Origin of the sequence: Clostridium sp. HV4-5-A1G, from assembly GCF_900184915.1 — a bacterium.
In the GTDB taxonomy this organism is placed as follows: Bacteria; Bacillota; Clostridia; order Clostridiales; family Clostridiaceae; genus Clostridium_B; species Clostridium_B aromativorans.
Genome location: NZ_FXYI02000288.1, coordinates 1 through 2,649, shown reverse-complemented (window position 1 = coordinate 2,649; position 2,649 = coordinate 1). Strand labels below are relative to the sequence as shown.

2 protein-coding genes are annotated in these 2,649 nt (G+C 33.8%); one reads left to right on the top strand and one right to left on the bottom strand.

Annotated features, from left to right (window positions below):
- Window positions 1-112 precede the first annotated feature (112 nt).
- Window positions 113-1,000 carry an MBL fold metallo-hydrolase gene (locus J5G60_RS17820; RefSeq protein WP_150356617.1) on the top strand — a complete coding sequence of 296 codons (888 nt, stop codon included), beginning with the start codon at window positions 113-115 and terminating at the stop codon, window positions 998-1,000.
- Window positions 1,001-1,067: 67 nt separating this feature from the next.
- Here J5G60_RS17820 and J5G60_RS17815 read toward each other — a convergent pair whose 3' ends face one another.
- Window positions 1,068-2,468 carry an amino acid permease gene (locus tag J5G60_RS17815; RefSeq protein ID WP_150356618.1) on the bottom strand — a complete coding sequence of 467 codons (1,401 nt, stop codon included), beginning with the start codon at window positions 2,466-2,468 and terminating at the stop codon, window positions 1,068-1,070.
- Between the last annotated feature and the right edge of the window lie 181 nt (window positions 2,469-2,649).

Genomic DNA, 2,649 nt, shown 5'->3' with positions numbered 1-2,649 from the left:
AATTATATCACCTCAATATATAAATTTCAAAATTTAATAAAATATGCTATCATTTAATTAAAGAAAAACTAATAGAAATTTGATATTTAACTTTCAAGGGAAGTGTCATTAAATGAATTTGAATAAAATAAAAGGCAACACTTATTATATAGATGGCCCAACCAATTGCGGAATATTTATTTTCAAAAATAAAAACTGCCTGATTGCAGATACAGGTATAAATAACAGTGAGGCTAAAAAAATAGACAATCTGCTTATTGAAAATAACCTTCACCCCAAATTCATAATAAACACCCACAGTCATTTAGACCACTGCGGCGGCAATTTGTATTTCAAAAAAAATTATCCAGGTTGTCTTGTATATACTTCTAAAAAGGAAAGTCTATTCATGGAAAATCAGGAGCTTTTTTCATCTATGCTTTCTTCATCCTATCCTTCAAGAGCTTTCGATAGAAGCAATAAGCCTATAGATGTAGATTTTATTCTGGATTATGGAATAAACAAATTGAATGATGAAAAATTCGACATCATTGCCCTGCCCGGTCATTCCATAGAACACATAGGAATAATAACACCTGAAAGAGTATGTTTCCTTGGAGATTCAATTTTCAGCAGCGAGATACTTAATAAATACTCTTTTCCGTACTTATATAATATAGATGACAGCCTATCTTCATTGAACAAAATAAAGGACATGGAAGCAGATTATTTCTTAATAGGACACTCAAAAAAATTACTTGATAAAAGTCAAATATCCGAATTAGCAGATAAGAACATATCCAATATACACAATTACAAAAACGAAATCCTAGATCTTCTGGATCAGCCCCTCACCCGGGAGGATATATTGGAGAACATAACTATATTGAACAATTTATCTTTAAATTTTTATGAATATCATTTAGATCTCAGTGGAATATCAGCCTTTCTATCCTATTTATATAACAATAAACTTATAAATTATTCCGTGGAGGACGGCAAATTATATTATTTCAAGTGAAAATAAACAGGCTTCTTAAATGAGCATTAGGGAAATTTCCCTAATGCTCATGATTTACATTTAAAGTTCACTCATTCATAGTACTGTGTTTTCTTCCATATATAAAATATATAGAAAATCCTACACCCAGCCAGATTACAAACACTATCTTGGTAAAAGTAGGCAGAGATACAACCAAGACTGAACAAAATACAACTGCAATTATAGGAGTGAATGGAACCCCTGGACATTTAAATTTTCTTTCTAAATCGGGCCTTTTCTTTCTTAAAATAATTACAGACAATGAAACTATTATAAAGGCAATTAGAGTACCTATGTTAGTCATCTCAGCCAGTCTTCCAACTTGTAAAAAACCTGAAAGAATCATTGCCACGGTTCCTATTAAAATTGTACTTTTCACTGGTGTTCCATATTTAGGATTTACCTCCGAAAACATCTTTGGAAGAAGTCCATCCCTGGAAAGTGAAAATAATATACGGGTACCTCCAAAACACATAACTAAAAGTACCGAGGTAAGACCGCAAAGAGCACCTACTGAAACTAGAGCAGAGCCCCATGAAATGCCTATTTTTTGAAGTGCAAATGCCACTGGAGCAGCAGTGTTTTTATACACATAATATGGAAGTACTCCTGTCAGCACTGCTGAAACTATAATATACAATGCAGTACATATAAGAAGTGAGCATATTATACCAATTGGTAAATCTCTCTGAGGATTTTTAACTTCTTCTGCTGCAGTAGCTACTGCATCAAACCCGACATAGGCGAAAAATATTATTGCTGCTCCTTTAAATACTCCATTTACTCCGTAAGGGAAAAATGGATGCCAATTAATCGGTTTCACATGTCCTGATGCAAGAACAATGAATAGTATGACTACTCCCAACTTTATGACAACTAAAGCATCGTTGAGCTTAGCACTCTGGCTTACTCCCCTAACTAAAAAAGTGATGATTATAGCTAAAATAAATATGCAGGGCAAATTTATGATACCACCATTTAATCCGAGTGGATTGCTAAAAGCAGCTGGTATATTGATTCCTATCGCCTGTAATATTTGAACTACATATGCAGACCAGCCTACAGTAACCGTTGCCACCGTTACTGTATATTCAAGTATTAGGTCCCATCCTATAATCCATGCCCATATTTCTCCAAGTCCCACATAACCATACGTATAGGCACTTCCCGCTATAGGCATCATAACAGATAATTCTGCATAACATAACGCTGCAAAAGCACAGGTCATACCTGAAACTATAAATGAAAGAATTAATGCTGGTCCAGCATAATTTGCAGCTGCAACTCCGGTTAATACAAATATACCTGTTCCGATAACTGCTCCAATTCCCATCATCGTCAGTTCAAATGCGCCTAAACTTTTTCTCAATCCTCCTTTTTTTGATTGAGAATTATTCAGTAATTCCTCTACAGATTTTGTCCTGAAAATCGAATTTGATTTTCCCATGTATGTTGTCTCCTTTCAGTAAATAAAACACTTTATAAATTATCAATTCAATAAAAATTAAGAGTACATAATCTTCATTGAATTTACATACTCTTAATATAATAGCATATTTTAATTTATGTCTATTATACACATCTGACGCTGCCGACGAAGCTAGAAGTGTAGATCTCGGTGGTCGCCG